This window comes from Actinopolymorpha sp. B11F2 (genome assembly GCF_040195635.1).
In the GTDB taxonomy this organism is placed as follows: Bacteria; Actinomycetota; Actinomycetes; order Propionibacteriales; family Actinopolymorphaceae; genus Thermasporomyces.
On record NZ_JBEFTX010000015.1, the window covers coordinates 61,723 to 88,140 of the forward strand.

Consider the following 26,418-nt stretch of genomic DNA (forward strand, 5'->3'; position numbering starts at 1 on the left):
CCTACCCGAACCCCAGACCGAGAAGCTCCACCGCCGCTCTCCAACGTCCACAGCAGGCATGTCACTGCCTCATGGCGTTGACCGAGCGGCTAATGCTGGTCGCTGAACTGTCTGTAGGTATGGAGCAGGGCGTCGCGGCGGGCGGCCTTGCCGTCTTCGGGTGTGGACTGCCAGCTGGCGTTGCCGAAGTGGATCACACTCTTGCTGGAGCGGCGCCACGTACGGCCATGGGTCTTCATAATCTGGGTGAGCAGGCCGAGTGTGTCGAAGAACAGCGCGCCGCGGACGCAGTAGGTCAGGGCCGGGGAGAGCCCCAGCTCGGTGACGGTGGTGCGGAACGGTGCGTCGTTGCGGACGAGCGCGCAGAACGGATGGACGCGATCGCCGTAGCCGATGTCGAACTCATACGGGTCGCACCAGTCGGCTCCCTCGAACCGGACCGATTCGCGGATCCGGCTGGTGCCCGTTAACGCAGAGTGCTGGAAGAGCTTGCCGTCCTCGTGGGCCCAGCCGGCCTCGACCGCGAACAGCGTGGGGTCGGCGGCGAGTTCGGCGGCCATCGTGCCGATCGTGTCGCCTGTGGTGAAGCAGACGTCGGAGTCGACGAACAGGTAGGCGTCGCAGTCCGGCTCGGCGAGAACGGCGTCGCGCAGGATCTCCCCGTGTGTCGTGACCGCAGCCTCGAGCGAGTAACCGGAGGGCCGGATCTCGACGCCGAACCCCTTGGCCCAATCCAGTCGTTCCACATCGCCGGAGTCGTTGTCGAGCAGCAGGATGGACAGGTCCGGGCTCAGCCGATGGTGCGCGATCAGCGAACGCAACAGCAGATCAGCATACGCCGAGGTTCCATGGTTGACAGTCACGACCTGAACGCGCATGCCCCGAAGCTACGGCCCCGCAGCTGAGCTCGCTACCAGATATCAATACGCCTGGCTCGCCCCAACGGCGTCCGCTGAGGGATCCTTTCCGGACAGATCCTGCACCAGCGGGTGCCCGTTGAACCTTCAGCGGGCGCCCGCGTCTGCGGACCACATGCCGCACCGCTGGTCAGCTTGCTGGCGTCGATCGTGGTCGTGGACCCGGCCGTTCCCCCGACCGGCGTTGATTGGTCAGACGAGTTCGAGTTGGACCTCCACCACCCAGTCGGACTGGTCCTCGCCGTCGGCCTCGAGAAAGATCCAGCGCTTGGCGCCTACGTCCCTCCCGGACTTCTCGGCCCACCGCACCAACGTCTCGTACGCTGCGCTGGGCGGCATGGCGCCACGGTGGATCGCCGACGCCACTTCAGCCGCCGGTAGTTCGATGATCTCCAGGACGGGCGGCGCCTGCTCGGTGACGGCAAATCCCGCATAGAACCGCCGGCTCTCTTCGGTCTCGGGCAGAAACCAACCCACCGGCGTCAGCCGGGACAGCCCGGCTGCATCCATGAGCTCGCCGGCCCGGATGAACAGGTCCTCTACCCCGTCGGCGTCGGTACCTTCCACGGCGGCAATCCGCGTCGGCTCGGCCCGCTTCAGCACGATCTCGTCGGTGACGGTCATCTCACCCTCACTCTCGATCAGTCGGAGTCTCGCGTCGAGCTGGGCGAGCCGATGCCGGACCTCGTTGACCTGGGCCGGGGTGAGCAGCCCGAGCTGGTCGTAGTGACGCAGCATCCGGACCGACACGCCGCCCGCTCTGGCGAACTCTCCGATGTTCAACATGGCACCACCGATGGTCGGACCTGACACCGTGTCAGAAGCAAGTCCGAGTATCCCGGCCCGCCGTGATGCGCGCCGACCACGACCCGGCGTCCCCGTACCAGGTGGTCGATCCCTTCCAGACAGCTAGGCCGTGGTCTCGGCGGGCAGCTACCAGCTGTGTCCGCAGAGGACTCCCCACGTACGGAAAGGGATCGTTCACCGAAGGAGGTCAGCGTGCAGCGGTCAGGAGATAGGTCGCCGGGATGGAACTCGCGCGTTCGCCGAGACCGGGATACATTTCGGCGGCGGGAAACTCCTGCAAGGACCGAACCGTCAAGCCGGCCGCCAGGACCGCGCCGACGACGCTGCCGATGTTCCAGACAAAGCTGCGGTGTGGAATATCTGGAGTACCGATCTTCCTGGTGACCTCCGGTGCCTTGAGGGGATCGTAGTAGCCATCACGACCGGGGTTGAAATAGTCGCCGCTGACGCTCAGGCGATCCTCGTCCGCAACCGACAGCACCTCCCACAAGGGATGATGTTCACTGATGACCAGCGAGCCGCCGGGATTGAGGCGTTGAGCTACCAGCTGTGCCCAAGCGTGGATGTCTGGCGCCCAACACACGCCACCCCAGGAGATGAAAACGAGGTCGAACCCAGTGATCTCCTGGTCCAGGTTCATCATGTCCTGCTCCTGAAAGTTCACCTCCAGGCCCAGGGCTTCCGCCTTCGCCCTTCCGGTGGCCAGATGACTCGGCGCAAGATCGACGGCGGTGACATGTGCACCCATCTGAGCGAACGTCAGCGCCTCGTCGCCCACTGAGCAAGCAAGCTGCAGAACCCGGCCCCCTCGAACATCGCCGACCGCGGCCCGCTCGTGCTCGTTGAGCACGCTGCCACCAGACTTGAAGGACTCGACCGGCTCGCCCTTGCGCTCCGGCGCCAAGGCCTCCCAGTACCTCCGGTTATCAAGGACGATGCTCGACGCAGTTTGCTCCGCCATGGCCGAGACAATACGACCAAACCCTCAGCCAGTGCATCGCGGTTTCGCCGGTCGAGCACCAAGGCGACAACGCGAGCATGGAGACAGCCGACCGGCACCGATCCGGGCGGAACTACATCCTCATCTTCGATGACGCCGGCATCCTCACCTTCAACGTCGGGCAACAGCAGCCAGGCCGAGGGGTGAACTCGTCAAGAGTGCTGAAGGTGATCGTCGAGGACGTCTTCGAGCACCCGGACAGGATTCTCGCGCCATCCGAACTGTAGGCGTACGAGCTCGGTATCCGAGGCGCCCGCTCTCCTCGCACTAGCGATCTGGATGAGGGCCTGCCACAGCATCCACCCGCGGGCACGGGCCCACATCCCCTCATCGAGAGCCATGGCATGACGAAGGACCTCGCGGCTCTCCTGGGAGAAGAGCGTCCATGCGATCACCAGGTCGCAAGCCGGGTCGCCCACACCCATGCAGCCGAAGTCGATCACCGCGCTCAACCGACCATCACGTACGAGCAGGTTGGTTGAATTCATATCGCCGTGGAACCACACCGACGGGGCGGCGCGGGTGTTGGCCAGCGCCGCCTCCCACGCCTCCGTGGCACACGGCGCGTCGATGATGTCGGAAAGGTCTGCGATCGCGCCGCGGCATCGGCGGTCGAACGCCTGTAGGTCCCCGCCGCGGGAGAAGTTGTGCGGTCCCGGCTCCGGCCCACCTGTGGGATCGATCTGGTACAGCGCGGTCAGGAACCGGCTCAGGTCCCTCGCCAACTCGATCGGGTCGGTGATCCCGTCACCGGTTACGTGCTCACCGGGCAGCCACCTGTACACCGACCACGGGCGGGGGAACCCACACCCCGGCACCCCCTTTGCCAGCGGCTGAGGAATCGCCAGCGGTACCTGCGCGGCCAGGGTCGGCAGCCAGCGGTGCTCCTTGTCCACCTGCGCCGAGTACTTCTCCGCGCTCGGCAGCCGAACGGACTTGTCGTCGCCCAGCCGCATGGTGGTGTTGTCGTTGCCGTCCGGTACGACCGGCCGGATCGCTAGTCCGGCCCACTGCGGCCGCTGCCCGAGCGACCACTTGGCCGGCCCGAAGTCCTGTGCCTGCACCGCCCCGAACCACCGCACGACATCGGCCGGCGCGGTAGGGCGCGGCCCGTCGGCGAGCAGCGCGCTCCCCAGCCGCCGATCGGCGATCGCCTTCACGCCCAAGAGGCTAACGTGTGCGGGCTCACCTTACGTACGACCTCCCCGCCCGCCCGAGGAGAGCGGAATGGCGTACGGGATGGCAGCGATGGACGACCCTGACCGTGCCGCGGCAAACGCGCTACAGGTGACCTCCAGGAATAGGTAATAGGTGCAGCCCGGCCGACGACACAACAGGCGACTTTCCAGCCTGATGTTTGCGTCGGCGGAACTGTAACGGTTGCTCCCACTCGTCAGCGGTAAAGACGTGCGCGATCGCCAACCGAACCGAGCCATCAAGCAGGAAGAGCCGCGTCCCGGGTCGAGGGTTGCGTGTCCCTTAGGGGATCGGCGGACACTCGCTTTTCTCTGACGAGATGCCTCTGACAATCGGGGGCCGCGCGGTGTCGCCGATCTCAGGTCAGCAGGCAGAGCGTCTGCAGGTCGTGGTGCAGGTCGAAAGCTATGTCCCTGGGCGTCTTGGCGATGTCCGGGTGACCGAGGTTGTCGAGGCGCCAGGGCAGTGCTTGGAAAGCATCCACAGTGCGGACGAGTAGTGCCTCCTTCCACGCGTCGGCCTCCTCAAGGGCAACGCCGGTCAGATCTCGCATCGCGTCCAGGTATCCGGAGAAGAGGTCCCGTTCCTCGCGACCTGAGTAGGTGGCGAGTCCGCCGACTGTCGTGGCGATGTCGTGGAACCGGGGCCGCAGGCCCATCGTCTCGAGGTCGAACATCACCAACCTGCCGTGCGACCAGCCGACCTGCTGGAGATACAGCTCACCATGGTTCAAGGCCGTCGGCAGCGCCGCCACGGCCTTGGTCGCCCGTCGGTACGCTGCGAACCAGCATTCTGGGTCGACCTCCACAGACACAGCAGGGTGGGTGGCCAACGACGTCAAGGCGGCCTTGACACGTGCGGAGAACTCCTCGCCCGGGACCCTAGGCGGCAGGATGAACACCTCAGGAGGCGGTGCCTCCAACGTGTTGAGTCGGGCGATCAGACCGACCAACTCGGGTATGTCGTTCGGCTCCACTCCCACCGTGGGAACGAATTCCAGAACGACCACCTCACCGGCAGCCCGCACCACCGAGTGCAGCAGCCGCGGCGTGGGGAATCCACGCGACGACAAGGAGGCATACCTTGCCCCCTCTGCCCTGGCGGGCTCCTCGCTCCGCTTGCAGAAGACGGTCTGGGTGAGCGGCGATCCGTCCTCGCCGAGGTAGCCGACGGTGACGATGCAGGAGTTCGTTCCCTTGTGGAGGCCACGTATCTCGTGCGACACCCACGCCCGTGCTCCCTCCGCGTCCACGAAGCCTGGCAGGAACTCGCCCAGCTCACGCCAGGTCAGCCCGTACGGCAACGCACATGGCCGCGGCTCGATCGGCACAGGTGACAGGTTCGCCGGCGCGAACCTGGTCTGGTCGGGCATGTCAACGAGCATTCCTCAGCACCGGACGGGTGGCCACCTTTTTGAACCGCCGGCCGATATCCCGACCTGCGCCTACGAGCGCGCTCGAGCCGAACTCTCGACCGACGACGGGGCCCAACCCTCGTCAAGGACCTCCAGTGAAGCTGTCAGAACGGCGAGCGGCGGTGCGCAAGAGGGTCCCTCGCCGGACAGGCCGGCCGAACGAGGCCGCCAGCGGGTCGCGGTGGAGAAGCAGGTCGCTCAATTGGCCGCGACCCTGGGTAGCCACTGAACGGTCGGGCGTGGGACTCAGGTCCTCCCGAGGAGTGGCGGGGGTCGGAAATGGCTTGCGATCGCCGCGCTCGGACCGCCCGTGTCGGCCCGTGCAGACCGAGCAGTCTCCGCCTCCCCCGCTGGTCGAATCGCTCCTGTCGGCTGCCGGCCTCCCCGGTCGTCCGGAGTCCGTCGTCATGCTGGGAGAGTCGAGCAACCGGGTCTGGAAGCTGAGCATCGGCGGCAGCGAGTACGTGTTGCGGGAGCGGCTTGACGGTTCGCCGACGATGCTGGTCAAGGAGGCGTACCTCAGCGACCTGCTGGCCCACCACGACGTGCCGGCGCCACGCATTCTCGCCACAGTTGCCGCAGAACGCATCGGCACGCTCACGACATTTGCGGAGGGCCTAACGCTTGGTCGGGCACTCGAAGTGCTCTCCCCCGACGACCTAGCCGCGGCGTGGCGATCGACAGGCGAGGCTCTGCGCCGGGCGCACGAGATCGATCAGCCAGTCGCAGGCGAGATCGTCGGAGATCGGATCGAGCCGTTCGCCGGAGGTTGGGCGACGTGGGCAAGCGAAGACGTCGCCGACACGCTGGGCTGGCTGCGCGAGCGGATCGGAATGCCGGCGCTTCGCGAAGAGGCCGGGCGATTCTCGCGGGATATGCAGTCGGTACTCGCCGATGCGCCGATCCGGTTGATCCACAACGACCTACTTCCGCAGAACATCATGGTTGCCCCGGGACCAGACGGCTGGCGATGCACGGGGCTGCTGGACTGGGAGTTCGCCCGCGCGGGTGATCCGCGGTGGGACCTGGCTACCTTGGACCTTCGCCCGGCAGAACTGGTGCCTCCGGCCTTCTACGAGGGGTACGGCGAGCGACCCGCCGAGCCGCACGCAACGATCTATGAAGTCCTGGCCATGGCCTGGAAGACCAAGGCGCAGCTGCAGGGACTCGGCGACTGGTGGTGGACACCGCTCAACGCCAGACTCGCGTACGTGGCAAACCTGGAACGGCACCTGGCCCGTGCCGTCCCCCCTCTTCCAACGCAGCTATGAGCCGGACGTGAAACGGGCCGGGTCCCTAGACGGGCAGCCGCAACACGCGGTTCTCCGGGGACCCGATCCGATGACCCGGTACAGCTGGACGGGATGGCCAAGGGTGCGCTCGCCACGGTTGCGTACGCCACCATGTTCCTCGCGTGTGCGTGGTGGACCTTCCTTCGCAAGGACGTACTGTCCTGACGTTCCTGACGCCCCCTGACGCCCCCGAGCACCGGACGCAGTTTCGCCTGGGGCCGCCCGTTTGAAGGGGCTTTGTACAGGCTCGTTCCGATCCTTGGCTCGCGAAGGAATGCCTGGCGGTAGCGACGCGTTCCGGAGGGTGTACTTGAAGCTTCAACCAGAGAGGTTGATATGCCCGCCGTCACTGCCGACACCCTGAAGCTGCCGCGTGTCGCCGTACCCGATCCGGTCGCTGCCGTCCCGCGTCCGGTGCGGTCGGTCACGACCGCACCCAGCGGTTTCGAGGGCGAGGGCTTCCCCGTGCGACGTGCGTTCGCCGGGGTGGCGCAGTCCGTGCTCGACCCCTTCATCCACATGGACCAGATGGGGGAGATCGAGTACGCCCCGGGCGAACCCAAGGGGACGCCCTGGCATCCGCACCGCGGCTTCGAGACCGTCACGTACATCATCGACGGGGTCTTCGAGCACCAGGACTCCAATGGTGGTGGCGGCACGATCACGGACGGCGACACCCAGTGGATGACCGCGGGCGCGGGCCTGCTGCACATCGAGAAGCCCCCGGAGCACCTGGTCGTCTCGGGCGGGGTGTTTCACGGCATCCAGCTGTGGGTCAACCTGCCCCGCGCGCACAAGTTCCACCTGCCCCGCTACCAGGACATCCGCGGCCGTGAGGCCGTGCTGCTGGCCTCGGCCGACGGCGGCGCGCTGCTGCGGGTGATCGCAGGCGAGCTGGACGGGCATCAGGGCCCCGGCGTCACGTTCACCCCGATCACGATGGTGCACACGACCGTCACCCCCGGCGCCCGGCTGGAGCTGCCGTGGAACCCCGGCTTCAACGGCCTCGCCTACGTGCTGGCCGGCCAAGGGTCAGCGGGCACGGAGCAGCGGCCGATCCGCAAAGGTCAGCTCGCCGTCTTCGGCGCGGGCGGCGCACTGACCCTCGACGCGGCGACAGCCCAGCCGCAGGCCGAGCCCAACCTGGAGGTGCTGCTGCTCGGCGGGCAGCCCATCCGCGAGCCGGTCGTCCACTACGGCCCGTTCGTCATGAACAGCCGCGCCGAGATCGTCCAGGCCGTGGAGGACTACCAGGCCGGCAGACTGGGCGTGGTCCCCGCCGACCGCGTCCCGCACGCCGACGGCCCCCTTCTCGGACAGGAATGACAGGAGCGAGAGGAGGAGGCCAGGCGCCGCGTGGATGATGCCGAGAGCTCCAGCACTGGCCACCACCGGCATTACGGACGGACTCTCTTGGGCTGGCATGATCGCGTGGGTGCTGGCTGCCCGGCGAGCCCGCTACGCGCGGGTCTCGGACTTCCTTGCCTCGCGTAGCGACGTTGAGCTTGCTGCGCAGGTGAGTGCTGGGCGAGTGGGCAGCGTGGGGGTGGGCGGCGGTTCGGTCGTTGTCGATGTCGACGGTGTGCAGGTGTTCGCCAAGCGTGTCCCGTTGACCGACCGGGAGTTAGCTCATCCGCGCTCCACCACGAACCTGTTCGACTTGCCACTGCTCTGCCAGTACGGCATCGGCAGCCCAGGATTCAACGTGTGGCGCGAGTTGGCCGCGAACATGATCGTCACGGACGGAGTTCTGGCCGGTGAGACGGAGTCGTTCCCGTTGCTCTACCACTGGCGAGTACTGCCCGGCCGCCCGCCCGCCGCGGCCGAGCACGCCGACGTCGACGCAGCTGTCGCCGCGCTGGACAGCTCGCCAGCCGTGCGCGCCCGCCTGGAAGCGCTGGCCGCCGCTTCACACAGCCTCGTGCTGTTCTGCGAATACATCCCGTACCCACTGGCCGGCTGGCTAGGGGAAGACCCAGCCGGCAAGGCCGAGATGGTCGAGCGGCAACTATCAGAGATCGTGGCGTTCCTGCGCGGCCGTGAGCTGCTGCACATGGACGGACACTTCGGCAACATGCGCACCGACGGTGAGCGGATCTACCTCGCCGACTTCGGGCTGGCCACCTCGCCACGGTTCGACCTGTCCGCAGCCGAGCGCGACTTCGCCGAACGCAACGCCGCACACGATGCCGACTACGCCGCCATGCGACTGATCAACTGGCTGGTAGCCGCCACATGCGGCGTACCGGTGCCAACCACCGGTGGCCCGGTGGCCCGCAACGAGTTCGTACGTCGGTGCGCTGACGGTCACCACCCAGACGGCCTGCCACCGGCGGTCGCCGCGGTCCTCACTCGCCACGCACCAACCGCAGCGAGAATGAACAGCCTCTACTGTCGGCTGTTCGGCGGAGATGTACACGCGCAGTACCCCTGACCGCACCACCGGAGGGCTTGACGTATGCGCGCCGATCGTCGACCAGGGCGACCGTCTGCGGATCCAACCGGTCACGGGATGCTCTCGCTTGGTGAGGGCCGCGCACTACGGCCGGAGTGCCGAAGCCAAATGACACGCGGACTTGAGCTCGGTCAGATCTTGCGCTGTACGCAAATTTGCGTGCCGCGCACAGTTCTGTCAGGCTGCAATGATGAGCACCGACCCCCTGCAGGCGGCCAACCTCCGAGAACGTAAGAAGCTGGCCACCCGCGCGGCCATCAGCGAAGCCGCGCTGCGGCTGGCCATCGAGCGCGGTCCAGAAAACGTCCTGATCCAGGACATCGCGGACGCCGCGGGCGTGGCACCCCGCACCGTCAACAACTACTTCCCCAGCAAGGAAGCCGCGATCATCGCCGAAGGCGCCGACCGCGCGGCAGCCGTCCAGGCCGCCATCCGCACCCGGCAACCCGACGAACCGCTGTGGACCGCGCTACGCCACGCACTCCAGCACGCTTTGACCGGACCGATCTTCGGCCACGGCGAACCCGACCGAGCCTGGGTCGCCAAGGCCCGCCTGGTCAAGACCACACCGGAGCTGCAGGTAGAGCAACAGAAATCCGACGTCGGCATCGCGGCGATGCTGACCGAGGAGATCGCCCGACGGACCGGCACCGACCCCCAGCGTGACCTGTACCCCCGACTCGCCGCCGCCGCATGCATCAGCACAGTCCGCGCAGCCATCGACCACTGGCTCGACGCCGACCCGGCCACCCCGCTGGACCTGATGGTCAGCCAAGCACTCCAGCAACTCGCCGCCGGGCTGCCCGCTCCCAACGAAAGGCCAGGATTATGACCGGCGGCCCTCCCTCGTGGGTGTACAAGCGGTTCGCCAACCCGCTGCTGCGAACCCTGGTCCTCCGTGCCGGGCTCGGACGCCGCGGCGACCAGAACGTCATGCGCGTCCTTCGCGTGCGCGGCCGCCGCACCGGCCGCCTGTACGACGTCCCCGTCCGCATGTCGACCTGGAACGACAAACGCTACGTCGTCTCACTGCTGAGCGGCGGTGACGCGCAGTGGGCCCGCAACCTACGCGCGGCCGGCACCGCGCACCTGCTGGTGGGCGCCACAGTCGAACCGGTCGTCGCCCACGAGATCCAGGCCGAAGAGAAGTCGGAGTTTCTCACCTGGTACTGCCAGCAGCCGGCCCACCGCACAAACGTCCGTTCCGGCCTGGGCGCCGACCCCTCAAACGTGACCCCGGCAGAGATCGACCTGATGGCCCGCCAGCACGCCGTCTTCTACCTGGAGCCAGCCGAGACCGCCGACCGCAGCAGGCCCGCGGGTTGAGTTCCTCCCCAGTGGCCTCGCCCCCGGTGCCGCGGGAGACCCTCCTAGGCAGCGTGGCCTCAGGGACACACGAACGGAAGCGGACAACCAGTTCGCACAACGATTCCGCCTGTACATGGCCCAGTCAGGGAGCCTCTTGCGTACACGAGCTCGAGGCGCCGCCTCTACCACCGCGAGTGGAACGCCGCAGCAGCTTGGCGGCCGACCAAGGTCACATATCTCATCTGAGACAGCTTGGTCGGGCCGGCGTTCGGCAGGGTGGTTCCTTCACTGGGCACCGGGCGCGGAATCATCGCCGATGAATTGGCGTCACGGGAGTAGGCGTGAAGCGTGACGGTCATCCCACCGATCGACATATTGATTGAACAACTTCGCACGTTGTCTCGGCAGGACCGGTCGAGCCCTTCTGCACGGCGATCATGGAACGCTTCGCGCCACCCGACCGCGCGATGATGTGGCCCTCGTCGTAATTCGCCGTACCGCCTGAGACCGAAGGGCAATCACCGGGCGGACGAGGCACGGTTCGCCACCGATGCCAGCGGATCACGCTGATTGCCTCATGGTGGCGGGTCTTCGTACACACGACGCTGCTCCACGACCTCGCCAGCCGCCGCCCGACGCCGCCGAGGTGCCCAGACCGCCGCGACGACGATCATGCCGACGGCTCCGACCACGAGCAGGATCCAGCCGACAACCTGCAGGTCGAGTCCGGCGACGTCGAACTCTGTTGCGAACGCGAGGATCGCACCCAGCGCCATCAGCAGCACACATGCTCCGATTCCCATTACAGCACCTCCACGTTGGTGGGCATGCGGATATCAGCGTGCCTTCGAGACAACACGCAACGGAGTAGCAGGGTCGCAGACTCAACGATCGCTGTGAGCCACGACGAGACGCCCCAGAATTCGTCCATCGGGTCGGCGCCGAACAGTACCGAGGCGAGGAGCCCGCCCAGTAGCGCGCCGACAACTCCGATCGCCAGCGTGACAAGGAAGCCCTTGGGGCCCTTCCGGAAGGACAGCCTTGGCGATCACGGCGCAGATCGATCCGGGAATGAGAAGCGCGATACTGCCCATATCAACTCCTCACGGGAAGGCGGCTGACTCTCCAGCCACCTGCGGCCCCAAACGCCCGCACCTGCCGAGGGCGTTCTCGACGTCCACGTTCTTGTGGTGTCTCCGTCCGGCATTGGTCGGCGACAACTGCACGGCCCGCGCTGGGCCGACGTTCGGCGGTCCCACGCTGGAGGCACCGACGACTGATCGGCTGACAAACGCCTGCCGCCTTCGCTCGTTCTGCCATATCGTCCCAACAACCGCTGGATGCCTGTTGCCCCCACAACACGCCTGCCCGGGGTTACCCCAAGTCGCATCGGACAAACATTTGCCGCGAAGACCGGCGGATGGCTGCTGGTAGACGGCCACCGTCCCAGTGGTCCCGTGGTCATCGCCAGTGGGAAGTAACGACCCTTGGGTTGCGTTCTCTCCGACCTGGGTATTGGCGTGGTCCACCAACGAGACGGCCGGCGGCACGGTCCTGTGCACCGGAATAGCCGGTACGGCGGCGAACGTGTTGTGTCCGGCTCGGAATGCGAGGTGTGCGATGCAAGCGGGAATGTGGCCCATCGGACCCTGGTCCTATCCCGAGGCCAGGTACTACTACGAGTGGTGGGATAGCCCGCCGCCGGACCTTCCGCCCAGCGATGGGGAGATCAAGTCCACGGTCGTCGAGCGGCTCAAGGACAACGCCCAAACCAAGGACGACGATATTCGGGTCGACGTCAAACAGCAGGTCGTCATCCTCGGCGGTGAGGTGTCTTCCTGGCTGGTCAAACGCGCTGCAGGTGATGACGCCTGGGACACTCCAGGTGTGGTCGACGTGAGCAACCAACTCGTTGTCCGTAGGTCCAAAGGCTGCTGACACCAGGTTGGCGGCGTGACGGCACGGCCTCATGGGTACTGCAGCCTCGTGCGCCGTCTTCAGTTAGCCTGCACGGGCAACTGGTCGAGCAGAAGTTAACCGTTCCTGCCCATCGCCTTCCGGATGGCGTCGCGGGTGCGGTCGGTGATTGCTGCCATGGGTCCGAGCAGGACGTTGGCCTTTGCTGACTCGATACCTGGATGCGGATGGGTCGGAGCCAGCGACTCGGCGGATTTCACCGCGTTGGCCATGCTGCGGAGGCGTTCCGGATCGACGAATCGGCGGAGGTGCATGAACTCGTACCGTTCCTCGGCTCGTGCGTGGGCCATCACCAACCGGCGGAGTGTGGCCAACTCGGCCGGAAAGGAGGCGTCGGCGATGTCCATGTCCTCCATCCGGCTGAGGTGCTCCTTTGCCTCTCGCTCCTCCTTCAGCCGTTGGTCGACGACGTCGCCGGCGCCCTCATGGGTCGTCCGGGCGAGGGGGTGGACGATCTCCTCCTCAGCGGTCTCGTGCATGGCGAGCAGCCGAACCAGGCACTGGAACGCCTCGCGTCGTTCGTCACCAGTCGCCCGCTCGGCCTCGTCGAAGAGGTTGCGGATCTGGCCGTGTTGTCGCATCAAGAGGGCGACAACATCTTCGTCATCTACGTGTCCGGTGGGATCGCTCACCGCACTCACCCTGCGCTCCCGGTGCAGTAGTCATGGCCGAACATCGCGTCATGCTGCTGGATGACGCGTTCGCTCGGGGGATCCTGTCCGTCGTTGATGCCACGCTGCATCTCCTCGAACCTTTCGTGCGCCTCGCGGACGTAACCTGTACCTAGGGTGGTGAGGTCGATCTGAGTGGCTAGCAACTCACGTAGGTAGCTCTTGTTCGGCTCGAAGGTGAGCACGTTGGGTAGCTCCGGAGCGACTACCTCGGACGGCTCGCGGCCGTCGTGCCGACGCATCAGGTCGGCGGCGATCCGGAGGTGCTCCAGCTCCATGTTGAGATGAAGCTCCCAGATCGACTTCACCTTCGGATCGGGCTCCTGCTCCATGAACGAGTGGTAGAGATAGCACTCGTTGTACTCGTGGTTGACCAATTGTTCCCACCAGGTCTCACCTGGATCGACGAGGGACTCGTAGTGGGTGACGTGTTCTTCTTCGATGAGCCCGATCTCCTGGTAGAGCTGACGGGCGATTGGCTCCATGTACTGCGGGCCGACGTTCATGTAGAAGTTCATGGTCTGCTGTTCCGCCGACATCACGGTTAGCGCGTGCAGCTTTGACAGCGGGTTCACCGTCGTACGGTCGTAATGGTCGCGGACGTTGTCGACCGGATTGCGGTGGTGGAACTTCGTCGGGCGACCCGGCATGACCTCGGTGAGGTTGTCGACGATCGAATCCGCCTTGCGGTGTTCGATCATCTCGTAGAGATTGGCGTACCGGTACAGGTGGTCGAAGTCCTCGAGGACGCCGAACTCGTACGCTTGGCGCAGATAGCTGTCGGGCTCCATCCGCGCGACCCAGGCGGTCAGGTCGACGGCCACCTGCTCGTAGGCGATCGTGGTCTCCAGTACGGAGGCGAGGCCAGGCAGCAGCCAGTTCACGGTCTTCTGTTGCTGGGCTTCGATGTAGCGGACCCTCGCCAGTTCGCGCACGACGTCCTGATTGGGACAATGACGCGCCATGTGGTGACTGAAGAACGCCGCTTCCGTCTCGATGCCGTTCATGGTGATGATCCGACACCTGGTGTAAGGGTCGCAATGGTCCGGATCGATGGGTACGACGTCGAGTTCTCGCCAGTTGCGCAGCTGCCGATCGAGCGGAATTCCCTGCTGTTCGAGTGGATTGAACGACATCGGGACCTCCCGGATCCTCTCCTCTCCGAGCGGCCTACCCGAGCCTCAGCACGGGCAACCCCGATGGATCACCGCCCCAGGGCCTTGGTCGGTTCCTGCTTCGTCATCGTCGAGGCACCGGAGATGCCGGCGTTCCGGGTCTGTTCCATCAACTCGTCCCGGGTGGCTCCACCAGGTCGATCCCCCGAGATGCTGTTCTCTGGTTGCCGCGAAGGCGTCGGCGAGTTCGGCGCGCCGCGCCTCGGTTAGTCGTCGGCGAAGGCCAGGCAGGACACCGCTCTCTTCCTCATCTACATCTCGACCTCCATGCACATTGTGGGTCGCGAAAGCTGGAGTTGGGGTACATGCCTAACCGACAGCCTTCAAGAGGGCGCGGCGCTTCACATCCGTGTGAGGGAAGTAGCCTCGCGAGGGAGAAACGAAGATGGTCGTGATCGATCAGCTGCAGGGTCTCGTCGACCTCGTCCACCATCGTCGAGAGCTCTACGTGCGGTTCTCCGACGGACCGGACGCCGACGCGCACGAGGCGAGTGTTGATTACGAGAGTGGCCTTCACCTGCCCGGACTCTCCGCCAACCGGCTCAATCCTCCAGACTGGTGGTCTCGACCATTGACCGACTGGCTGGCCCGGCAGGTCTGCCAGTACGCACACCTCGCGGAACGGTCGGAGAGCCATCGCGGATGGGTACTCACCGGCCGGCTGGTCGATCGTGGCCCGGACGACGAGCCGTTGCTCACCGACGTCCAACCTGTAGCGTGGCTGGCCGATCGCGTGTTGTCACAGGCGGAGAACTGGTACCACGAGCACTTCGATCCCGGTCGGTCCGAGCAGTGAACGAACCCAGTGATCATGCGATCCAGGAGTCAAGGAGCCGCCGCGAGGACGGAACAGTTCACTCGGGCTTTCCCCGATAGTTCGCGGCTCCAGGGGATGGTTCGCCGGGCCCTGCAGGACGGTCCCGTCGATGCATCCCTCCTACGCAGGACACAGACACCGATGCGCCGAGCGGGAATCAGGTGGCGGATCCCATCGGTGATGGTGAGTTCGTTTGCAAGGCCGCCGGCACCCTGGGGCGCGTGTCCACACGCCGCGTGGCACATGATCATGCAGGCGGTCTCACACTGAGGTTGGAGCCCGTGATCGCACATGAACCAGTGCCCGCAGGAGATGTTGAATGGGATCACGACACGATCTCCGGGGCGGATCTGCGACACCTCGTCGCCAACCTCTTCCACGATGCCCATCGGTTCGTGCCCGAGGACGTCGCCCTCGCCGATGAACGGGCCCAGGACTTCGTACAGATGGTCGCATCGGTCGGGTGCTCGATGGTGCGGTCGGGCACGGTCTCGACGCGCACATCCCGCTTGCCGTGCCAGGTCAGCGCCTTCACTTCTCCTCGCCTTCGACCGAGCCGGGCTCGGCCATCTTGCGGTGCATTTCGGCCTTCGCGCTGTCCGGGAGGAAGCGGCTTCCACGACCCTTGATCTTGGTCTTCGTTGAGGCCGAAACGGCCCGATCCGCCGGCCGCGCCGCTCACCTCCTGCGCCGCGGCCGCGAGCTCGGCATCCTCAGCGCACATGATCACATCGAACCCATTGATCGCGAACAATCGAGCGAGCTCCAGGCCGATCCCGCTGGACGCGCCGGTCACCACCGCAAGGAGGCTTCCTCATTGGAGTCCATGCCAACGGAATGCCCGCACGGACACCTCCCGCCTACCCTTGGTCCGCTCGGCGGGACCATGGGAGCTCTCCCCCACTGAAGTCGCCGACGCCTACCCCGACTCACCTTTCAGGAGTTGGATCCGCGACCCCCTCGATCTCGGCCGGCAGATCAGCATCCCCGCTGCGTGGCGATACCCGTCGAGCGCTACCCAGAGGGTTCGCCGAATGCGGCTACTCCGGCCTTCGTCGCTGGACGAAGCTCCCTCGCGGTGGCCACTTCCTCGCACTCGAGAAACCTCAGCACCTTGTCCCGGAGCTCCGCGAGTTCTTCCGCCCCTTCCGTTTGAGTGTTGCACGCGACGTATCCTCCGGCCATGCCGTCCGCCGCCATGATCGTATTGATAGAGGATCACGCACGTTGACGCATCGGGCTGCCGAGGTGGAGGGCGCGTAGCCGACCGTAGATGTCGCTGGGGTGTTCTGGCTGTAGGGCGGGACTCGGTGGATGGGCGGTGGCACGGATCCCCGCGGCGCAGTCGGCCAGAGCGGCATCGGCTGAGTGTTGGGGGCTCCACCGGAGTTCCGCGCGTGCCCGTTCGGTGGTCACGAGGGCGGCTTGATCGGCCATGGCGAGCCAGCCGGGGTGCGAGGGTTGAAGGCCTATTCGCCACGTCGGCCATGCCAGAGCGGACAATAACCTTCGTGGCAGCGGAAGGGCGAACCCGCCGAGGATTCGCCCGAGATCGCTTCGCGACAGAACGGGCGAGGAGGCAAGGTTGAACGCGCCCTCCGCACCGGTCTGAACGATCGACCACAGGGCGGACGCGACGTCCTCGGCATGGATGATCTGTGCCCGCAGTCCGCGCCAGAGCGGAACGGGCAGCCAACGCTGTCCGATCACCTGCGAGGGGATGAGCGGGCTCATCGTCCACGATGCGAGCTGCGCCCCGGCGTCGTGTTGGACGACGGCACAGGGGCGTATCCGGGCAACTCGGGTTGATGGACAACGCCGTTCGAAGTCGTCGAGCATGCTTTCGACCGTGGCCTTGTCGCGGCTGTAGGCGCTGCTGGGGATCCCGCCGAGAGGTGCGCCCTCGTCAACCAGCGCCCACCGGGGCGGCGGGGCATACGCAGCGACTGAAGAAGCGAAGATCAGGTGTGGGACGCCGGCGCGCTCGATGGCCTGGAGAACGTGCCGTGTACCACCGATATTCGTCCGAGACCGAGGCGGGTCATCCGAACGCGGGGAGATCGCCCATGCCAGGTGTACGACCGCCGCGGCACCGGTAAACGTCCTCGCCAAGACGGAAATTGCCGCCGAGTCGCCAACGTCGCACGACAGCCAGCGAGCGCGGTCGTACGGCGGTCGCCGCCACGAGGGGATTCGGCGGGCAACTGCCAGAATCGACCAGTCATGCGCGGGCACTGAACGGAGCAGCGCAGTGCCCACGCTGCCACTTGCGCCCGTCACCACCACACGCACCAGGATTACCCAATCTCGACCAACTGCTCGCCCGGAGACGTCCGCACCGCTGCGCTTCAGGCTAGGCCCCGGCACCAACGGCCTCGAAGGCGACCAACACCAAAGTGGAGTCCCGTGGCACGGGGATTGCGACGTGCTAACCACGCAGGGGAAGGCGTCGTACTGGTAGGTGGACTCATCCTCGATCTTGCCCTCGGCATCGTGGATGACAAGTTGACTAGGTTGGTCCGAGCGCGCCCGCTGTCGACCCTCCATGATCGCGTCGATCTTGCTTTCACACCGAGGCAGGTCATGAGTGTCCTTGCTGAGCTTCCACTCGCCCTGGTCGGGCAACACGCGATGACGGTCCGGTTGGTGGGCATCGGGTCCTCCCCTTTGTCACGTGATGTACCCGCGGGGGTGCCGGAAACGCACAGAAGCACTGAGGAAGTCGGGATGATGGACGAGGTTGTAGAGGTCGTCGAACCCTGCGGTCGGGATCATCGACCGCCCATTGGTGCAGCTTGGTCTGCATCCGTCGTACCCGCAGCCAGGTCCCATCGGGGTCGGTCCACAGCTCACGGTGTTCACCAGCGTCTCCCCTCCTCCTTCATCACGTCGGCGAGACGACGAGGCAGGCCTGGGTTGCTGTCCGCCCAGTACTCAGGGAGGTCGTGGGCGTCAGGAGGCGGCGCCGGTATCGGTCCCTTTCCACCAAACCCGTCGAGGCGTTCCTTGACGTAGGTCGAATAGCCGATCTTGCTGGCCTCGCCGTCATTCACCACCCGCAACCCGGCCGCGGCCTGTCGAGCCACGACCTCGGCGACGCTGTCGCGGACGCGTATGGCAGCTGGTCAGCGCCGACCGGTTCGCCGCGGTCACGTGTTCCAGCGCGACTGTCAGCTCAGTCGGTCGCGGCAGGCTGTCCGTGTGGGTGGTGAGGACCTGTTCGGTCGAGTGCTTCACGAGGTGCTCCTTCCGGCTTGGGCTTCTTGTACGCGCCAGTCACCTTCGGCAAACCATCGACATCGGCGCCGGGGCGCATCCGGATCCGCAGCGACACCGTTGTACGCCATCTCTGAGGGCACACCGATGATCGCTCTTGCCGCACTCCTGGACATCCTCACTGTTTTCGTCCAGGTCCATCCACGGCTACGGCGCGCCACGCCCGAGCGTTTCCCTCGTGCACCACCGGGTAGACGCGTAGTCCCTCATGGGCTCGTGCCGGCCAGGAGCCATCACGGGGCGAGCCTTGTACTGAGGAACAAGGAGGTCATGACGATGATCGAGCAAGGCCCACGCGCCGGCCCGATGGATGACTCCACCCGTCGGGCCGACGCGCCGAGGCATGTCGAGTGCAGGTGCAAAGAACCCGGCAGCGTGGCTCGCCTGCGGACGACAATCCCCACTCAGGTGACGCCGCAGACCGAGACGATCTGTGTGGAACTCGGGCCAGGAGTACTTCCCGGTTACGGCGAACTGCTTCAGTTGCGTGAGATTTGCCGAGCGCTTGGAAGCATCGGCGTCGAGGTGTCCATTACATGCGAGAACAGTGGGGCACAACGAATGCTCGAGCTGGCGGGGCTGGGCGCGCCCAGGTCGTCGCACTGAGCGACCACCACACCAGGAGTGAGGTACCTCTATTTTCGGATGCGCGGCAAGCGGTCCGTCTCACGGTCTGCACGACAGAGTCCAACGTCGAGGTGCCTGGAAAACGGGTACGCCAGTCTCACAAGAAACCAGAATCAACGTCGAGGGTGTGAGATGACCGAAGAGACCGGGCGAGTCACGGGTACAAAGGACAAGGACTACAACATCATTTGGTTCACCCAGCAGTGCTTGAGTAACGTCCTGCGGCTGGAAACCTACGCCGCGGATGCGGAGCGTGCTGGAGATCGAGATCTCGCGGAGTTCTTCCGTCGCGCCCAGGGTGAGAGCCGCAAGGGTGCCGAGCAAGGCAAGGAGATGCTTCGCTCGCGTGTGTAGCGGGCGCCGTCGTACTGCCGGGGACAGGTCAGGGCCGATGTATGGGCCGAGCATCGAAATAGCTACTGCATCCCCGGTGGTCATGGCGGGGTTCAGCCGGAGCATCCCTATCCAGGGTGACCGGCTGTGTCCCACCCCACTCGTTGGGTGATTGTGTCGTACGCGGATGTGCGGGTAGATGCCCGCATGACGCCATCGAACGTGTTCGTCCTCGGACTGGACGAGTTGAACCACCGGGTGCTGCGCGAGTTGCCGGATGCGGATGCGTACGCCTTTCATCGGCTGTTGAGCGTCGAGGAGCTCCAACGGAGGCAGGAGATCAGGCTCGAAGACCTGCTGGCGAAGGCCGAGGTCGTGCTGGACGCATTCGAGGGGTCAGTTGAAGCGGTTGTCGGTTACTGGGACTTTCCCGTGAGTTCGATGGTGCCGCTGCTGTGCCGTGCACGCGGCTTGCGCTCGGCGAGTCTGGAAGCGGTCCTGAAGTGTGAGCACAAGTACTGGAGCAGGATCGAGCAGCAGAAGGTCATCGACGCGGTACCGCGGTTCGCGCTGATCGATCTGGAGGCGCCATCATCGCCCCCATCAGGTCTCGACTACCCGATGTGGTTGAAGCCGGTGAAGTCGTACGGATCGGAGTTGGCATTCCACGTCGGCTCTGACGAGGAGTTCCGCAAGGCGGTCATCGAGATCCGGGATGGTATTGCGCGCATCGGTGGGCCGTTCGAGTTCGTGATGGACCAGGTAGAGCTTCCTTCAGATATCGCGGAGGTGGGAGGACAGGCGTGCTTGGCGGAGGAGGCATTACGCGGCGACCAGGTGACGCTGGAAGGATTCTGCCGCGAGGGCGCCGTGACGATCTACGGCGTGGTCGATTCGGTGACCTATGCCGAGAGCCCAAGCTTCCTGCGCTACCAGTATCCGTCGCGGTTGCCGGCGCAAGTTCTGGGCCGGACGGAGGATCTGACCCGTCGGGTCATCGCTCAGGTGGGATTGACGGATTCGACATTCAACGTGGAGTTCTTCCACGATGCCGAGCGAGACGACATTCGGCTTCTGGAGGTGAACCCGCGCCATTCCCAGTCACATGCGCAGTTGTTCGAGCAGGTGGATGGTGTGTCGAACCACGAGTGCATGCTGCGGCTTGCTGTCGGTCGCGACCCTGACCTCCCGCACGGCAAGGGGCCCTACGACGTGGCCGCGAAGTGGTTCCTCCGCCGGTTCAGCGATGGAGAGGTACGCCGGTGCCCGACAGCCGAACAGGTCGCGCAACTGGAGCGGGAGGTGCCTGGCGCCACCGTACAACTCTTGGTGCGCGAAGGGGATCGGCTCTCCAACCTGCACGGCCAGGACAGTTACAGCTACCAGCTCGCACATGTCTACGTCGGTGCGGACAGCGAGGACGACCTGGTCGGCAAATTCGATAGATGTGTTGACGGGCTGTCGTTCGAGATCGACGATGTGCCGGGGGTTTAGGTGATGCGGGAAGTCGGCGCCCTGCCGCAGCGGGTCCACGAGGACGAGCACGTGTGGATTCCGATGTCTGACGGCGTACGTCTGGCGGCACGGATCTGGCGACCTCTCTCCACCGATGACGAGCCGGTACCGGCACCGGCCATCCTCGAGTTCATCCCGTACCGTAGACGTGATCTCACCGCCCAGCGTGACTCCATCCACCATCCCTACCTCGCCGGGCACGGCTACGCGTGTATCCGCGTCGATCTGCGCGGAAGCGGCGACTCGGAAGGAATCCTTACCGACGAGTACCTCGAGCGGGAGTTGCGTGACGCCGAGGAGGTCCTTGCCTGGCTGGCTGAGCAGCCCTGGTGCTCCGGACGAACCGGCATGATGGGAATCTCCTGGGGCGGCTTCAACGCCCTGCAGGTGGCGGCGAGACGGCCGGCGAGCCTGGGCGCGATCGTTACCGTGGCTTCGACCGACGACCGCTACAGCGACGACGTGCACTATATGGGCGGCTGCCTCCTGAGCGACAACCTGTCCTGGGCGTCGACGATGTTCGCCTACACGTCCTGCCCGCCCGATCCGATGCTGGTGGGGGAGCGGTGGCGGGACATGTGGCATGAACGCCTTGCACACAGCGGTTTGTGGCTGGAGGAGTGGTTGCGGCACCAACGCCGCGACGACTACTGGAAACATGGTTCGGTATGCGAGGACTTCGCCGCGATCAACTGTCCGGTGCTCGCTGTCAGCGGATGGGCCGACGGCTATTCCAACGCGGTGTTCCGGCTCCTTGCCCGGCTCGAGGTCCCCCGTCTGGGCATGATCGGGCCATGGTCCCACAAGTATCCGCACCTCGGTCAGCCTGGACCCGCGATCGGGTTCCTGCAGGAACTCGTCCGGTGGTGGGACCACTGGCTCAAGGACGTCGACAACGACGTGATGGCCAGCCCGATGCTACGAGCCTGGATGCAGGACAGTGTGCCGCCCTCGACCGCCTACGCCGAACGACCCGGCAGATGGGTCGGAGAGAAGTCCTGGCCGCCCCTTGACGAACGGTCGAGCCGGCGACCGCTTGCCCGTCACCGGATCGCCCCCGCCGGTAGCGAGATCGAGGGCGAGGCGCTGACCATCGAGTCGCCCTTGTCTGTTGGGCAGTTCGCGGGGAAGTGGTGCTCGTACAACGCCCCACCTGACCTGCCGTACGACCAGCGCGAGGAGGATGGCGGATCGCTGGTCTTCGATGGGGACGTCCTACCCGAACGGTTGGAGATCCTCGGTGCACCGGTCGTCGACCTGTCGTTGGCGGCGAGCAGCCCCACCGCCATGGTGGCCGCCCGGCTCTCCGACGTTGCACCCGACGGCGGGGCAACTCGCGTCACCTACGGCCTGCTCAACCTCACCCACCTGGACTCGCACGAGTCCCCCCAACCGCTGGTGCCTGGACACAAGTATCGCGCCCGGGTTGCCCTCAACGGGGTCGCACACTCGTTCCCTGCCGGGCACAAGCTCCGGCTGTCGCTCTCCACGTCGTACTGGCCGCTGGCGTGGCCACCCCCCGAGCCGATACGGCTGACGATCTTTCTGGGCGAAAGCGCACTCGACATTCCCGTACGCGATCCTGCAGCGGAAGAAGACGAGCATGCGATCATCTTCGGCGACGCCGAAGGAACCCCACCTCTTGCGACCACGCAGCTGAGGCCCGGCGAGCAACGGTGGGAGGTCTCGCGCGACCTCGTCACCTATCGCTCGGCTCTGAACGTGGTCAAGGACCTCGGAACCATCCGGTTCGACGACATCGCGCTCGATGTCACCCGCCGCGCCGAGGAGCGGTACAGCTGGGAGGGCAACAGGTTCGACTCAGCACAGGGCGACGTGTCCTGGGTAATGGCCTTCGCACGCGGGGACTGGACAGTACGCACCGAGACCCGCACGGAGCTCTCGTGTACGGAAACAGACTTCCATCTACACGCGCAACTCGATGCGTACGAAGGGGAAGAGCGAATCTATGCCCGAAACTGGTCCACCACAGTGCCACGCGACCATCTCTGATACAGATGGGAGAATGTCGTGCGAGTCCTGACCGTCAATGCCGGCTCGGGAAGTCTGCACGTGGCCTACGTCGAGGACGGCGCCGTGACCGATGGCTGGATCTGTCTGAGTCGCCTGACTCGCCCAAGGCGCGGGACGCGATGCTGGCTTTTGTCAGCGTTTCCGGTGGTCCCCCTCCGAAGGCGGGGAGGGGACCACCTGACCCCTCGAGGCTGCCCGGACCAGGGCAGCCGTGCCGAAGTGCCTTGGATCATGGACGGCAAACCATGATCCTTACGTGGTGTCCGGTCCCGGACTCCACGTCGTCGTGATTGGCTGGGCATATGAGGCTGACCGTCTCCTCCGAGGACCTGAGGGACCAGTTCGTTCGGCTCCATACAATGCGCTGACTTGCAACGCCGCTCCCGTGCGCTGCGTGAACGTTCTGCGGACCTTCTCCGCACCAGTGCCGCCCTGCGGGCAACCGATGCATGGCTGCGGGTCGTCGAGGGCGGCGGGGCCGCGGATCAGGCTGGCGGCGCGGTCTCGCCCGCGATTGCTTCATTCAGGGTGGGATAGATGCGGAAGGCATCGTCGAGGCCGGTGATATTGAGGACTCGACTGGGGCCACGCGCTGGTGAGGTGAGCCGGAGTTCCACCCCGAGTTCCTTCGCGCGCCGGCGAGCCACCACCAGTGCGCTCAGACCGGTGGAGTCGAGGAACGACACGCCGTCCAACGCCACGACCAATACACGCGGGGGCTCTTGTTCGGTGAGCACGTCCAGCAGCTGGGCCCGAAGCTGCGAAGAGGTGGCGAGATCGATTTCTCCGGCCACCGTGACGACTGTAACGCCGTCTTGTTCGTACACGGTGGCCATCTCTACGGGCTGAAAGGGATGCTCGCCACCGGCCTGGTCAGGCGATGAAGCCATCGTTGCTCCGTCCACTGGGTCTAGGCAGACCAAGCCATCCTGCTGCCACGTTACGGCATCACCGGCCTGTTGACGGTTGTCCGATTGTGGACCCCAGCCATCAGAGGCGAAGTTCTAGCCAGACAGTTTTCCCGTCCCTGCGGTCGCGAGCGTAGCCCCACTGGGTACTCAATTGCTGGATGATCTGCAGTCCCCGGCCCCCTTCGGCCTCGCCATCCGGATCCTGGATCCTCGGGGCCTGTGACGATCCGTCGGAGACCGCCAGGTGGATGCTGCCGGCCCGGTCCACGCGCATGTACAGCCGCAACGCCGCGGTGGGAGGAGTGTGGACGACGGCGTTGGTGACCAGCTCCGAGGCCGCCACCTGGGCGTCCTCGGCGAGTTGCGGAAGCTCCGAGGCAAGCTCGCTGACCAGCTCCCGGGCAAGCCTTGGGGCGAGATCGGTGTGCGGCAGATCGATCTGCCCAGACCGTATGCCGTCCGTCACCTCGCGCTCCACAGCCTTCCTCCGAGCCCATCACAGCCAGCCAGGATGACCCGGGCGGCGCCAGCTACGCCAGCCCAGACTCCGCCGTCCCGCCAGTGCTGTCCGCATCAGGCAAGAATGGCTGGCCACGAAGGCCAGACTGGATGCTCAGCCCCCGACCTCTTAAGCGCCGAGTCTCCCGGTCCACGCCCGTGGGTGCCCGCACCGACAACCACACTCGTAGATCTAGCGACGGGCTCGCGAGGTATCGAGAGCCCAGAACACGGCGCCCGGTGGTCTCCGCAGGGCCCACCAACCTTTCAAGGGGCCGGATTCTCAGCACCGTTGCCTTCCGGCCAAGGCGCCAGCGTCCGAAAAGGCGTCCTTCCTATGTTCTGCGTCGGTCTCTGCCAATCAGACCAGAGCACAACGTTTGCGGGGTTCCTTCGCGGGCACACGCCGGTCAGGTTGAGGATGCCTGAGGTGACCTCGCGGGCGTACCCCGACGGATCTGACATGCGCGGACGCGAGGCCACCTCCGAATCCTGTTGTCCTGCATTGCGCTAGGAGCGCGCAAGGCCGGACAACAGGTCACCCAACCGCCTCGTGCCCTCCGCCGCTTCGCCCGGACCCGCCCGGCGGAGGGCACAGTGACACGTCGCCGAGTTCGTCAGTACGCCTGCACAAGCGGCGCTGGAACACTGGCAGGAAAGCCGTGTGGACCGGCGTCGCTCGTTGACGCCCGGAGCTCGGATGCTGTCAGAACGCTCAGCTCGCGACGACGCGGAGGGTCGTGAGTTCAGGGTCTGCCGCATCGGGGATGAACATGCCGGCTGGAGGGCCGCTGCGGAGGTAGTCCACGACGTCGGCGGTGATCCGTTCACCCGGGGCGAGGACAGGAACTCCAGGTGGGTAGGGGCTCACAATCTCCGCCGAAATCCGTCCGACCGCGGCGGCGGCAGGCACCTGCTCCGTCGGTCCGAAGAAGGCATCCCTCGGCAGCATGACGGTTTCCAGCTCCAAGGCGCCCTCCGGGGGAAGACTCACCTGTGGCTGGTCCTCGATCCGGTCCCGATCTGCGGGGAGCCCTTCAAGTGCGCGGACAAGCATCCGTTCGGTGTGATCGTCGTCGCTGTGAGTCAGTCGTACATTGATGCGACACGTGTCCGCCGAACCCACGTCGACGTGGTACGCACTGCGCATGAAGTCGCCCGCCTGGTAACCGCTGATGCCCAGGCCACGAACATCGATGGTGATCGACAACGGGTCAAGCTCATACGCGTCGCCGTCGGTGACCGTCCGCGCACCGAGCAGCTCCAGGCCCGCAACGTCGCCAACAGCGGCCCGAACCCGTTCTGCGCGTTGCAGCGCGGCGTCCAGCAGTCCTCTACCCTCCTCCACCATGTGTCGGCGCCAACCATCCAGCGATGCGTACACCAGTGAGGATGGACTGGTGGTGCCGAGGAGATCCTCACGTTGTTTGAGAACCGCTGGATCTACCCTGTCTCCCTGAAGATGGAACACTGAACTCTGTTCGATCGCCGCACCCATCTTGTGCACGCTGGTCACCACGAGGTCCGCATCAGCGTCCATCCCCCAGGTCGGCAGCTCAGGATGGAACGGCAGATGCGCGCCCCACGCCTCGTCCACGATGAGGGCGACCCCACGTGCGTGGCACACCTCCGCGACACCACGAATGTCCGCGCAGGTTCCCCAGTCTGTCGGGGTGATCAGCACCATTCCCTTCGCGTCCGGATGGTCTTCCAGCGCTTGCCGGACGTCTTCCGGCTCCGGCGGATGCGCCAGATGGCGCCGCTGGTCGAAGCGTGCATGGACCCAGACCGGGGCGGTGCCGTTGACCACCACGCCCGCGATGACGGACTTGTGGGCATTGCGAGAGATCAGCAGCTTCTCGCCGGGTCCAGCTACCGCCAGCATCGCCGTCTTGACCGACAATGAACTTCCACACGTCGAGAAGAACGCATGGTCTGCACCCACGGCGTCTGCCATGAGTTCTTCCGCCTGCTTGAGTACGCCCTGAGACTGTCGCCGGTCATCCAGACCATTGAGCATCAAGACGTCGGAGCTGAACACTCCCTCGCCCAGGACCTCCACCACGCGCGGGTCCGCGCCCCTGCCCTGCTTGTGTCCCGGCGGGCCATAGACGACATCCTTGCGGCGCCGGAACTCCTCGAGGGCCTCCAACACCGGGACACGCGCATGATCCATCAGGCCTCCTGGGTTCGC

Annotated in this window: 25 protein-coding genes; 10 read left to right on the forward strand and 15 right to left on the reverse strand. The window is 65.6% G+C overall.

Annotated elements, in window-relative coordinates; translation table 11 throughout:
* Positions 1-89 precede the first annotated feature (89 nt).
* From ABN034_RS24530 to ABN034_RS24550, 5 genes are all read right to left on the reverse strand, one after another.
* Positions 90-878, reverse strand: a complete 789-nt coding sequence (locus tag ABN034_RS24530) for a glycosyltransferase family 2 protein (protein ID WP_349693329.1) — start codon at positions 876-878, stop codon at positions 90-92.
* 231 nt (positions 879-1,109) lie between these two features.
* Positions 1,110-1,703 carry a MerR family transcriptional regulator gene (locus tag ABN034_RS24535; RefSeq protein WP_349693330.1) on the reverse strand — a complete coding sequence of 198 codons (594 nt, stop codon included), beginning with the start codon at positions 1,701-1,703 and terminating at the stop codon, positions 1,110-1,112.
* A 208-nt stretch (positions 1,704-1,911) separates the two neighbouring features.
* Positions 1,912-2,685, reverse strand: coding sequence for a class I SAM-dependent methyltransferase (locus ABN034_RS24540; protein WP_349693331.1), 774 nt, complete (start codon positions 2,683-2,685; stop codon positions 1,912-1,914).
* 191 nt (positions 2,686-2,876) lie between these two features.
* Entirely contained in the window at positions 2,877-3,884 is a 1,008-nt protein-coding gene (locus tag ABN034_RS24545; protein ID WP_349693332.1) for an aminoglycoside phosphotransferase family protein, read from the reverse strand.
* Between the two features lie 395 nt (positions 3,885-4,279).
* Complete coding sequence (locus ABN034_RS24550; protein ID WP_349693333.1) at positions 4,280-5,293, reverse strand: aminoglycoside phosphotransferase/kinase family protein; 1,014 nt, start codon at positions 5,291-5,293, stop codon at positions 4,280-4,282.
* Between the two features lie 362 nt (positions 5,294-5,655).
* Here ABN034_RS24550 and ABN034_RS24555 point away from each other — a divergent pair, with 362 nt between their 5' ends.
* The 5 genes from ABN034_RS24555 to ABN034_RS24575 all read left to right on the forward strand — a co-directional run bounded on the left by ABN034_RS24555 (position 5,656) and on the right by ABN034_RS24575 (position 10,408).
* Positions 5,656-6,606, forward strand: coding sequence for a phosphotransferase family protein (locus ABN034_RS24555; protein ID WP_349693334.1), 951 nt, complete (start codon positions 5,656-5,658; stop codon positions 6,604-6,606).
* 357 nt (positions 6,607-6,963) lie between these two features.
* Entirely contained in the window at positions 6,964-7,953 is a 990-nt protein-coding gene (locus ABN034_RS24560; RefSeq protein WP_349693335.1) for a pirin family protein, read from the forward strand.
* Between the two features lie 109 nt (positions 7,954-8,062).
* Positions 8,063-9,061: a hypothetical protein gene (locus ABN034_RS24565; protein ID WP_349693336.1), complete on the forward strand. Its 999-nt coding sequence runs from the start codon at positions 8,063-8,065 to the stop codon at positions 9,059-9,061.
* A 211-nt stretch (positions 9,062-9,272) separates the two neighbouring features.
* Positions 9,273-9,914, forward strand: a complete 642-nt coding sequence (locus tag ABN034_RS24570; protein WP_349693337.1) for an acyl-CoA-like ligand-binding transcription factor — start codon at positions 9,273-9,275, stop codon at positions 9,912-9,914.
* Entirely contained in the window at positions 9,911-10,408 is a 498-nt protein-coding gene (locus ABN034_RS24575; protein ID WP_349693338.1) for a nitroreductase/quinone reductase family protein, read from the forward strand. The genes ABN034_RS24570 and ABN034_RS24575 overlap by 4 nt, the downstream gene beginning before the upstream one ends.
* A gap of 557 nt (positions 10,409-10,965) precedes the next feature.
* Here ABN034_RS24575 and ABN034_RS24580 read toward each other — a convergent pair.
* Positions 10,966-11,193 (reverse strand): DUF6458 family protein, encoded by a 228-nt coding sequence (locus tag ABN034_RS24580; protein ID WP_349693339.1) that lies wholly within the window; start codon positions 11,191-11,193, stop codon positions 10,966-10,968.
* A gap of 817 nt (positions 11,194-12,010) precedes the next feature.
* Between ABN034_RS24580 and ABN034_RS24585 the strand changes: the two genes are divergently transcribed.
* The gene (locus ABN034_RS24585) at positions 12,011-12,328 is read left to right on the forward strand and encodes a BON domain-containing protein (protein ID WP_349693340.1); all 318 of its coding nucleotides are present in this window, start codon (positions 12,011-12,013) and stop codon (positions 12,326-12,328) included.
* 95 nt (positions 12,329-12,423) lie between these two features.
* Here ABN034_RS24585 and ABN034_RS24590 read toward each other — a convergent pair whose 3' ends face one another.
* Both ABN034_RS24590 and ABN034_RS24595 read right to left on the reverse strand, forming a co-directional pair.
* Complete coding sequence (locus ABN034_RS24590) at positions 12,424-12,999, reverse strand: hemerythrin domain-containing protein (protein WP_349693341.1); 576 nt, start codon at positions 12,997-12,999, stop codon at positions 12,424-12,426.
* Between the two features lie 5 nt (positions 13,000-13,004).
* The gene (locus ABN034_RS24595) at positions 13,005-14,174 is read right to left on the reverse strand and encodes a ferritin-like domain-containing protein (protein ID WP_349693342.1); all 1,170 of its coding nucleotides are present in this window, start codon (positions 14,172-14,174) and stop codon (positions 13,005-13,007) included.
* 424 nt (positions 14,175-14,598) lie between these two features.
* Between ABN034_RS24595 and ABN034_RS24600 the strand changes: the two genes are divergently transcribed.
* Positions 14,599-15,009, forward strand: coding sequence for a DUF6098 family protein (locus tag ABN034_RS24600; protein ID WP_349693343.1), 411 nt, complete (start codon positions 14,599-14,601; stop codon positions 15,007-15,009).
* Positions 15,010-15,038: 29 nt separating this feature from the next.
* Here the strand turns inward: ABN034_RS24600 and ABN034_RS24605 are convergent, their stop codons facing one another.
* The 4 genes from ABN034_RS24605 to ABN034_RS24615 all read right to left on the reverse strand — a co-directional run bounded on the left by ABN034_RS24605 (position 15,039) and on the right by ABN034_RS24615 (position 18,116).
* Positions 15,039-15,419, reverse strand: a complete 381-nt coding sequence (locus ABN034_RS24605; RefSeq protein WP_349693344.1) for an alcohol dehydrogenase catalytic domain-containing protein — start codon at positions 15,417-15,419, stop codon at positions 15,039-15,041.
* Positions 15,356-15,829: an SDR family NAD(P)-dependent oxidoreductase gene (locus tag ABN034_RS34560; RefSeq protein WP_502879089.1), complete on the reverse strand. Its 474-nt coding sequence runs from the start codon at positions 15,827-15,829 to the stop codon at positions 15,356-15,358. The genes ABN034_RS24605 and ABN034_RS34560 overlap by 64 nt, the downstream gene beginning before the upstream one ends.
* A 419-nt stretch (positions 15,830-16,248) precedes the next feature.
* Complete coding sequence (locus ABN034_RS24610; RefSeq protein ID WP_502879090.1) at positions 16,249-17,658, reverse strand: NAD-dependent epimerase/dehydratase family protein; 1,410 nt, start codon at positions 17,656-17,658, stop codon at positions 16,249-16,251.
* A 230-nt stretch (positions 17,659-17,888) separates the two neighbouring features.
* On the reverse strand, positions 17,889-18,116 hold the full coding sequence (locus tag ABN034_RS24615; protein ID WP_349693345.1) for a hypothetical protein: 228 nt from the start codon (positions 18,114-18,116) through the stop codon (positions 17,889-17,891).
* Positions 18,117-19,065: 949 nt separating this feature from the next.
* Between ABN034_RS24615 and ABN034_RS24620 the strand changes: the two genes are divergently transcribed.
* The 3 genes from ABN034_RS24620 (at position 19,066) to ABN034_RS24630 (ending at position 22,794) form a co-directional block, all read left to right on the forward strand.
* Positions 19,066-19,287 carry a hypothetical protein gene (locus ABN034_RS24620; RefSeq protein WP_349693346.1) on the forward strand — a complete coding sequence of 74 codons (222 nt, stop codon included), beginning with the start codon at positions 19,066-19,068 and terminating at the stop codon, positions 19,285-19,287.
* Positions 19,288-19,641: 354 nt separating this feature from the next.
* Positions 19,642-20,760, forward strand: coding sequence for an ATP-grasp domain-containing protein (locus ABN034_RS24625; RefSeq protein WP_349693347.1), 1,119 nt, complete (start codon positions 19,642-19,644; stop codon positions 20,758-20,760).
* Between the two features lie 3 nt (positions 20,761-20,763).
* Positions 20,764-22,794, forward strand: a complete 2,031-nt coding sequence (locus tag ABN034_RS24630; RefSeq protein WP_349693348.1) for a CocE/NonD family hydrolase — start codon at positions 20,764-20,766, stop codon at positions 22,792-22,794.
* A gap of 506 nt (positions 22,795-23,300) precedes the next feature.
* Here the strand turns inward: ABN034_RS24630 and ABN034_RS24635 are convergent.
* From ABN034_RS24635 to ABN034_RS24645, 3 genes are all read right to left on the reverse strand, one after another.
* A complete protein-coding gene (locus ABN034_RS24635) occupies positions 23,301-23,705 on the reverse strand; it encodes an STAS domain-containing protein (protein WP_349693349.1) in 405 nt (134 codons plus the stop codon).
* Between the two features lie 100 nt (positions 23,706-23,805).
* Positions 23,806-24,192, reverse strand: coding sequence for an ATP-binding protein (locus tag ABN034_RS24640; protein ID WP_349693350.1), 387 nt, complete (start codon positions 24,190-24,192; stop codon positions 23,806-23,808).
* Positions 24,193-24,939: 747 nt separating this feature from the next.
* Positions 24,940-26,400, reverse strand: coding sequence for an aminotransferase class I/II-fold pyridoxal phosphate-dependent enzyme (locus tag ABN034_RS24645; protein ID WP_349693351.1), 1,461 nt, complete (start codon positions 26,398-26,400; stop codon positions 24,940-24,942).
* Positions 26,401-26,418: the final 18 nt, after the last annotated feature.